Annotated in this window: 9 protein-coding genes; all 9 read left to right on the top strand. The window is 38.6% G+C overall.

The window, feature by feature from the left end:
* On the top strand, positions 1-308 hold a 308-nt coding region (locus P9B04_RS10305; RefSeq protein ID WP_342054903.1), incomplete at its 5' end, for a transposase.
* Between the two features lie 306 nt (positions 309-614).
* A complete protein-coding gene (locus P9B04_RS10300) occupies positions 615-1,115 on the top strand; it encodes a DUF2231 domain-containing protein (protein WP_342054902.1) in 501 nt (166 codons plus the stop codon).
* Positions 1,112-1,717, top strand: a complete 606-nt coding sequence (locus P9B04_RS10295) for a DUF2231 domain-containing protein (RefSeq protein ID WP_342054901.1) — start codon at positions 1,112-1,114, stop codon at positions 1,715-1,717. The genes P9B04_RS10300 and P9B04_RS10295 overlap by 4 nt, the downstream gene beginning before the upstream one ends.
* Positions 1,718-1,758: 41 nt before the next feature.
* Entirely contained in the window at positions 1,759-2,640 is an 882-nt protein-coding gene (locus P9B04_RS10290) for a cytochrome c oxidase subunit II (protein WP_342054904.1), read from the top strand.
* 72 nt (positions 2,641-2,712) lie between these two features.
* Positions 2,713-4,371, top strand: coding sequence for a cytochrome c oxidase subunit I (locus P9B04_RS10285; RefSeq protein ID WP_342054900.1), 1,659 nt, complete (start codon positions 2,713-2,715; stop codon positions 4,369-4,371).
* Positions 4,372-4,404: 33 nt separating this feature from the next.
* The gene (locus tag P9B04_RS10280; RefSeq protein WP_342054899.1) at positions 4,405-5,019 is read left to right on the top strand and encodes a cytochrome c oxidase subunit 3; all 615 of its coding nucleotides are present in this window, start codon (positions 4,405-4,407) and stop codon (positions 5,017-5,019) included.
* A 33-nt stretch (positions 5,020-5,052) separates the two neighbouring features.
* Positions 5,053-6,567: a GMC family oxidoreductase gene (locus tag P9B04_RS10275; RefSeq protein ID WP_342054898.1), complete on the top strand. Its 1,515-nt coding sequence runs from the start codon at positions 5,053-5,055 to the stop codon at positions 6,565-6,567.
* 108 nt (positions 6,568-6,675) lie between these two features.
* Complete coding sequence (locus P9B04_RS10270) at positions 6,676-7,482, top strand: FG-GAP repeat domain-containing protein (protein WP_342054897.1); 807 nt, start codon at positions 6,676-6,678, stop codon at positions 7,480-7,482.
* An 84-nt stretch (positions 7,483-7,566) separates the two neighbouring features.
* The gene (locus tag P9B04_RS10265; protein ID WP_342054896.1) at positions 7,567-8,205 is read left to right on the top strand and encodes a hypothetical protein; all 639 of its coding nucleotides are present in this window, start codon (positions 7,567-7,569) and stop codon (positions 8,203-8,205) included.
* Positions 8,206-8,277 lie beyond the last annotated feature (72 nt).

The raw sequence follows: 8,277 nt of genomic DNA, 5'->3' as shown, positions 1-8,277 counted from the left end.
GAAGAGATGAAGCATTCCGAAATAGAATTGAAGGAAAATTTGGACAAGCGAAAAGAAAGTTTAGTTTAGATTTGGTTAAAACTAAGCTAAAAGAAACCTCGGAAACTGCTATTGCTATTACATTTTTGGTAGTTAATCTTTCCCAACTGCTCCGGCAGTTTTTATTGTCTCTTTTGTCGTTTTCTTTTATTAGCAAAACAAATGAACTAAGCAAATGGAATTCAATAATGAAAACTGATTGTACTAATTGTTTTGTAGCAGTTAAAGTTATCAATCTGGAGATAAATTATTGGCTTTTGGCCTCCTAATTTTTTAAGTGACTTTTTCAGCAAGCCCTACTTAAACCATAGCAAAAAATCGTTGTCAAGCTTCATCTAGCCACAACTGTATGATTGATTTGAGTGATCTCTAATCCTGTTGAAATATGACAAACTGTCAAATTTAAAATAAGACAAACTGTCTTATTTTTTAGTCTTTAAATAAGACAGTTTGTCAATCAAAATGAGTTGATTAATTAGTATTATATGATACTGATTAATTAATTGATGTTGACTAAATTGAGGGAGTGAAAAGAATCTTCGTTTAGGTTATTTGATCGGATACTAAAATATAGAATGATTACCTATTTTCTGATTTTAAACGATCACAATTTACCCTATCCTGATACGATTCATCCTATTGTTGTCCATTTTGTGATTGCAATGGTAGTATTTGCTTTTATTTGCGATTTTATTGGCTATTTTAGTCGTAATATTCGTTTATATGAGGCAAGTTGGTGGAATATGTTTTTCGCTACCATTGCAATTTTTATTGCCATTGTTTTTGGACAATATGAAGCAGGTTTAGCTCAACCTTATGCTGCGGTTGAACCTGTTTTAAATTTGCATACCCTAATAGGATGGTCACTTTCAGGAATTATTGCTACTCTTACAGGGTGGCGTTATGTGATTCGGTTACGCAGTCCCAAAAAATTACCTATTGCCTATTTGGGAATGGCATTAATTTTAGTGATTTTAGTCAGTTTTCAAGTCTATCTTGGCGATGAATTAGTTTGGGTCTATGGACTCCATACAGTTCCAATTGTCGAAGCAATTAAGGAGGGAATTTTACAATGAACCCCGACTTAATTAATCAATTAAACTCTCATCTAGGAGCTAATGGACTTCCTTATCCTATTCCTATTCATCCTAACTTAGTTCATTTCACATTAGGGTTGTTTATTATTGCCATTACTTTTGATTTTGTTGGCGTTTTCTTTCCCTTAGAAAAACCTATCTTCAAACTATTAGCGATTCCGGCTACTCGCTCTAACTTTTTTGATGTAGGTTGGTACAATATGCTGGCCTCAGCAATTATTACTTTGTTTACAGTGGCAGCAGGTTTCTATGAAATTATGTTAGCTGAACCCATTCCTGGGGTAAAAAGTGCTTGGGGTTTGCAGGGGATGGAAACAATGTTATGGCATGGAGTAGGGGGTGTTTTCCTATTAGGTTTAATCATTGGAATGACTGTTTGGCGTGGATTTCAACGCTATCTGTGGCGCAATGATGAAGCTAGACAAGTGCAGTGGAGTTATTTATTAACAGGAGTTTTTATTCTGTTTTTAATGTTTTTACATGGAACATTAGGGGCCCAATTAGCGGCTGAATTTGGGGTTCATAATACGGCTACGGGTTTATTGAAATTAGGAAAACAGGGGAATTTCTTACTTCAATAACATTGGATATGGCAATAGCAGAACTACATCTTAGAGGCCACATGGAAAAACGACAGATTTTGCTACTAATGATAACGGCGATCGCCTTAAGTTTGATTAGTCTTTGGATAGGACAATTATCTTATAGTTGGTTGCCACCCCAAGGAACAACAGAAGCAATTTTAATTGATAATTTATTTACCTTTTTGGTAAGTTTGGGGTCATTTATTTTTCTCGGTGTAACGGGAGTTGTCATTTATTTTGTTATGTTTAATCGAGCAGCCAAATATGATTGGAGTGACGGACCGGCTATGGAAGGTAATGTTACCTTAGAAATTATTTGGACAGTAATCCCCATCTTATTAGTCTTTTGGATTGCAGCATATAGCTACCAAATTTATCAGCAAATGGGCATTCAAGGCGGTCATCATCACTCCCATCAATCAATAGATATAGCAACTGCTAAAACAGTCGATAAACCTTTTGAAACCATAGAAGTAATTGCCCAACAATGGGCTTGGATTTTTCATTATCCTGGGAGTAATATTACCAGTACAGAATTACATTTACCCCTTGATCAAAGAGTGCATTTGGCACTGCGATCGCAAGATGTTCTCCACGGTTTTTATATTCCTGCTTTTCGGGTCAAGCAAGATATGATTCCCCAAGAAACTATTGCGTTGGAATTTACCCCTATTCGTCAAGGAAACTATCAATTGACCGACTCACAATTTAGTGGAACTTATTTTGCCACCATGACTGCTAATGTGGTGGTGCAATCAAAAGAAGATTATGAAAGCTGGTTAAAAAAAGCAGCCAAAAGAACCCCTTTTTTAGCGGATAATCAAGCTTTTTCTGAATACAATCAACAATCTCAAAAAATGATTAAAACAGGTTGGCCGTCCGTTGCGCCAGCCAAACCACCTCTTGTTAATTATCAGTAAAACACCATAGCTATTGACTCGTACATTAATGGTGGTTTGTTCCGAGATCAGGCACTTAGGAGACAATAACCAATGACCACAATTAATAATAATGATTCCCCAGAAAAAATTGTGATCGAAACTCACATCAAACATCATCATCAAGCATCAGCAAGAAATTGGAAGCGATATTTTAGTTTTAGTACCGATCATAAAGTCATTGGTATTCAATATCTCGTCACTTCCTTCTTTTTCTTCTTAGTGGGTGGCATTTTTGCCATGATTATTCGCGGGGAATTAATTACTCCCGAATCTGATTTGATTGACCGTACCTTTTACAACGGAATGTTTACCATGCACGGCACAATTATGCTGTTTTTGTGGACATTTCCCTCCTTAGTAGGGTTAGCTAATTATTTAGTTCCCTTGATGATCGGGGCGCGAGACATGGCCTTTCCTCGCCTTAATGCTGCCGCGTTTTGGATGGTTCCTGTGGTGGGAATTTTAGTCATAGTGAGTATGTTGATTCCGAGTGGGTCAGCCCAAGCAGGATGGTGGTCTTATCCGCCTGTTAGTCTGCAAAATCCTACAGGACACCTGATCAATGGGCAATTTTTATGGATTTTAGCCGTGGCTATTTCAGGGGTTTCTTCCATCATGGGGGCAGTTAATTTTGTCACCACCATCGTCAAAATGCGCGCTCCTGGGATGACTTTTTTTCGTATGCCTGCCTTTGTTTGGACAGTCTTCAGCGCACAGATTATTCAACTTTTTGGACTACCTGCCTTAACCGCCGGGGCTGTGATGCTGTTATTTGATTTAACAGTGGGAACGAGCTTTTTTGACCCGGCAAAGGGAGGTAATGCGGTTTTGTTTCAACATTTCTTTTGGTTTTATTCCCATCCTGCGGTTTATGTGATTATTTTGCCCATCTTTGGCATCTTCTCGGAAATATTCCCTGTTTATTCCCGTAAACCTCTCTTTGGTTACAAAGTCGTGGCCATTTCCTCTTTAATCATTGCCGGGGTGAGTGCATTAGTTTGGGTGCATCATATGTATGCCAGTGGCACACCAGGATGGATGCGCATGGTGTTTATGCTCTCTACCATGTGTGTTTCCGTTCCCACAGGCATTAAAGTTTTTGCCTGGGTGGGAACCATTTGGGGAGGGAAACTGCGCTTAAATACCCCCATGCTGTTTGCGTTAGGGGCATTAATTATGTTTGTCTTTGCAGGAATTACCGGGATTATTTTGTCTTCGGTACCTGTCGATATTCATGTTAATAATACCTATTTTGTGGTGGGTCATTTTCACTATGTTTTGTATGGAACGGTGACGATGGGGATGTATGCAGCCCTTTATCATTGGTTCCCTAAGATGACTGGACGTATGTACTACGAAGGATTGGGACAACTACATTTTTGGTTAGCGTTTCTCGGTACTAATCTCAATTTTTTACCTATGCACCCCTTGGGGTTACAAGGAATGTTGCGTCGTGTGTCTTCTTATGATCCTCAATATACCTTTTGGAATGTCATTGCTAGTTTAGGGGGATTTTTGTTAGGAATGTCTACTTTACCCTTCATTTTAAACATGGTGAGTTCTTGGATACAGGGAAAAGAAGCAGGGAATAACCCTTGGCGGGCTATTGGTTTGGAATGGTTAACCACCTCACCGCCAGACGTTGAGAATTTTGAAGAAATTCCTATCGTGATTTCTGAACCCTATGGTTATGGGAAGTCTGAACCGTGAACCCTTGATAATTAATTATTGAAGGAGATAGCAATGAATCATTCAATTACGCCAGAAAAATTACAACCATTAGATTCTCATATTAGTCAAGAACATGAACACGATGAACAGGCCAATAGTCTGTTTGGTTTTATTGTTTTTTTGTTATCAGAAAGCATTATTTTTCTGAGTTTTTTTGCAGGCTATATTATCTATAAAACGACAACAGTTGACTGGTTGCCTCCTGGAGTATCGGGATTAGAAATTAAAGAGCCTGCCATTAATACAGTAATTTTAGTCTCTAGTAGTTTTGTCATTTATATTGCAGAACAATTTTTAGAACGCCACAATTTGTGGGGCTTTAGGATATTTTTACTGGCAACAATGGCCATGGGAACTTACTTTTTAATGGGTCAAGGAGTTGAATGGAGTGGATTAGAATTCGGCTTTAATTCTGGGGTATTTGGGGGAATGTTTTATTTATTAACAGGATTTCATGGCTTGCACGTTTTGACAGGGATTCTTTTACAAGGGATTATGCTAGGTCGTTCTTTTATTCCAGGTAATTATGACACAGGACATTTTGGGATTATGGCAACTTCTTTATTTTGGCATTTTGTTGATGTTATTTGGATTATTTTATTTATCCTGATTTATCTTTGGCAATAAGCAACTAAAACAACTATTAAGGGAGCGGTAATTATGATTATTGACGAGCAAAAATATGATGTAATTATCATTGGAACAGGGGCAGGCGGAGGCACTTTAGCTTATAAATTAGCATCCACAGGCAGAAAAATCCTAATTTTAGAAAGAGGTAACTTTATGCCTCTAGAAGAGCAAAATATTAGTCATGTTGATTTGTTTAAAAAAGACCGTTATCATGCCCCTGAAAAATGGTACGATCCTTCGGGAGAACCCTTTTCTCCGCAAACTAATTATGCTGTGGGTGGCAATACTAAAATCTATGGTGCAGCCCTCTTAAGGATGCGGGAAAAAGACTTTGAAACCGTCCAACACCAAGAAGGTATTTCCCCAGAATGGTGCTTACAATACCAAGATTTTGAACCCTATTACACCGAAGCTGAACAACTCTATAAAGTTCATGGAAAATCAGGTCAAGATCCCACCGATCCTCCCCGTAGTATCGATTATCCCTATCCTGCGGTCAATCATGAACCCCCGATTCAAGAAATTGTCGATGCGATCGCATCTCAAGGATTACACCCTGCTACTCTACCTTTATCCTTAACCCGTCAAGAGGATGATCCCACTGGAGATGCTGAAGTATTTGGCATTAGTCTAGTGCTAGAGTTTTCTAACGTTACCCTCAAAACCAATGCTAAAGTAATTGGTTTACACACAAATGCCTCAGGCAATCGAGTTAAATCAGTGGAAACAGAGATAAACGGACAAAAATATCTATTTTCTGCTGATATCATCGTCTTAGCCTGCGGTGCAATTAATTCCGCTGTGCTACTTTTGGGTTCTGCTAATGAAAAACATCCCAATGGACTTGCCAATAGTTCTGATCAGGTGGGACGCAATCTGATGAAACCGCTGATGACAGCCATGGTACAACTAAGTGCCACCCCTAATTCTGGCAAATTTCCGAGAACTGTTTGTCTTAATGATTTTTACTGGGGAGAGGGCGAGTTTCCCTATCCTATGGGTCACATCCAAAATACAGGGGGATTACTTCAAGAGCTTATTTTTGCTGAATCTCCGCCTATTTTATCGGTTTTAGCGAAAGTTGTCCCTGATATTGCCCTAGAACAGTTAGCCAAGCGTTCTATTGGTTGGTGGGTGCAAACTGAAGCCCTACCAAATAATCATAACCGAGTCAGACTCAAAGGAGAAAAACTTTACATCGATTATACTCCCAACAACCTTGAAGCTCACGATCGCTTAGTTTATCGTTGGATAGAAACTTTAAAAGAAGTCGAAAAAACCCTAGAACATTCTCTGTTTAAGAGAAGTCGTATTTATCCTCGTAGCGAAATCCCGATTCAAGTTACGGCTAACCACTGCGGAACCTGTTGTTTTGGAGAAGATCCAAGGTCTTCTGTACTTGATCTAAATTGTCGCACCCATGATGTTGAGAATTTGTATGTGGTTGATGGCAGCTTTTTTCCCTCAAGCGCGAGTGTCAATCCCACCCTAACCATTATTGCTAATGCTTTACGAGTTGGGGAACATCTTAAGAAACGTATATAAAGAAAATGTCCTCATATTTGACAATAGGTCTTTTGACTAACCTTAATGATTTTGCCAGAATCTCCAATAAAGTTGTCAAATCATTATTGATTGTGGGAGTGGCCAAACGTGAATTTGAATTTCAATCGTACAGACTTCTCAGTAGGTGATACACCTCTATCTATTGCATCAGGGAACTTTAATGATGATATTAACCTAGATTTAGTAGTGGTCAATTTTGAGGGAGATGATGTGTCAGTATTACTTGGAGATGGCACTGGGAATTTTTCCCTTAATCCTACCAGTTTTTTAGTTGGAGACGGGCCTTTTTCAGTAGCAACTGGCCTTTTTGACAATGATAATTTCTTAGATTTGGCAGTAGCTAACGCTTTCAGTGATGACGTTTCTATCTTGTTAGGGGACGGGAGCGGTAACTTTGGTTCTCCCAACAATTTTGTTGTGGGGGATAGACCAGATGCGCTCGCAGTGGGGGATTTCAATAGTGATGGTCAATTAGATTTAGCAGTTGGCAATGCTGATGATAACGATGTCTCTGTTTTGTTTGGAGATGGGTTGGGAGGTTTTGGTAACCGCACAGATTTTCCAGTAGGACTTTTACCCCCTTCTGTGGCAGTGGGGGACTTAAATAAGGATGGAAATCAAGATTTGGCAGTGGCCAACTTTTTCAGTAACAATGTCTCGTTACTTTTAGGAGATGGACGAGGGAACTTTAGTGACCCTCGTAACTTTGATGTCGGAGATGCAGCCAGAGCCGTAGTCATTGGGGATTTCAACAACGATAATAGGGAAGATTTAGCGGTTGCTAATTTCAACAGTGATAACATTTCAGTTTTAGTTGCTACCCCTGAACCTACCGCTCTTTTAGGATTCATTCTGCTAGGTTTATTAGGAATAAGCACAAAATTGAGAAGATAAGGGATTTTTGGTATAAATCAGTCTAGGCCAGATAAGGGTTTCAGCAATTAATGACTAAAGACCAAAAAATTAAGGATAATGAGTATGGGCAAAATATCGGAGTCGAATCGTACTAACTTACTGACCAAAACTGTTCACAAACCAAGTGTATCTTCATCAAGTTCTCGATTGGTTCGTCGGTGTATTTTATTACATAAGCGTTTAGGAACAATGGTAATAGCATTGCCCATAGTTTGGTATGCTCTGTCTGGAAGTTTGATGACCATAGCCAGGGATTTTAAGCTAGATAAACTATACGGTTTTCTCCAAAATTGGCATAGTTTTCAGACAGTGAATGGATTTACCTATCAATTGATTAATGGGTTAGTTGCTTGTTCAATACTTGTCTTGTTTTTGACTGGGATTGTTTTTTTGCAAAACAGTAGAAAGGGAAATTCAAACAAGCTACGTCAAAAGATGCCAAGTCGTTATTATCATCGAATAGTCTCTCAAGTATTTGGGGTAATTGCGGTTATCTTTGCCATTAGTGGTTGGACAAACGCTCTATTATCTAATTATGCCCCTAATTCAGTTTATCAATTGAGTCGTGCCATTCATAATGGTAGCTGGCTCAATGTTATGTGGTTGCATTGTTGTTATGGGATTGTATCTGGATTAGCTTTAACTATCCTTACTGTTACTGGTCTGTTATTAGCAAAAAGACGAAAAACAAACTTATCTTGAACTTTAATAATATCTCTACTATAGCAATCAGGAATGATTTATGAGAATGAAGATGGGGTTTTTTATAGAGCA

It is taken from the genome of Crocosphaera sp. Alani8 (assembly GCF_038442745.1).
Classification (GTDB): domain Bacteria; phylum Cyanobacteriota; class Cyanobacteriia; order Cyanobacteriales; family Microcystaceae; genus Crocosphaera.
This window is presented reverse-complemented; position numbering and strand designations above follow the sequence as displayed.

Excerpts from the sequence above, each read along its gene's own strand:
- P9B04_RS10265 (WP_342054896.1), top strand. The coding sequence starts at position 7,567 with ATGGGCAAAATATCGGAGTCGAATCGTACTAACTTACTGACCAAAACT.
- P9B04_RS10295 (WP_342054901.1), top strand. The coding sequence starts at position 1,112 with ATGAACCCCGACTTAATTAATCAATTAAACTCTCATCTAGGAGCTAAT.
- P9B04_RS10290 (WP_342054904.1), top strand. The coding sequence starts at position 1,759 with ATGGAAAAACGACAGATTTTGCTACTAATGATAACGGCGATCGCCTTA.
- P9B04_RS10275 (WP_342054898.1), top strand. The coding sequence starts at position 5,053 with ATGATTATTGACGAGCAAAAATATGATGTAATTATCATTGGAACAGGG.
- P9B04_RS10285 (WP_342054900.1), top strand. The coding sequence starts at position 2,713 with ATGACCACAATTAATAATAATGATTCCCCAGAAAAAATTGTGATCGAA.
- P9B04_RS10300 (WP_342054902.1), top strand. The coding sequence starts at position 615 with ATGATTACCTATTTTCTGATTTTAAACGATCACAATTTACCCTATCCT.
- P9B04_RS10280 (WP_342054899.1), top strand. The coding sequence starts at position 4,405 with ATGAATCATTCAATTACGCCAGAAAAATTACAACCATTAGATTCTCAT.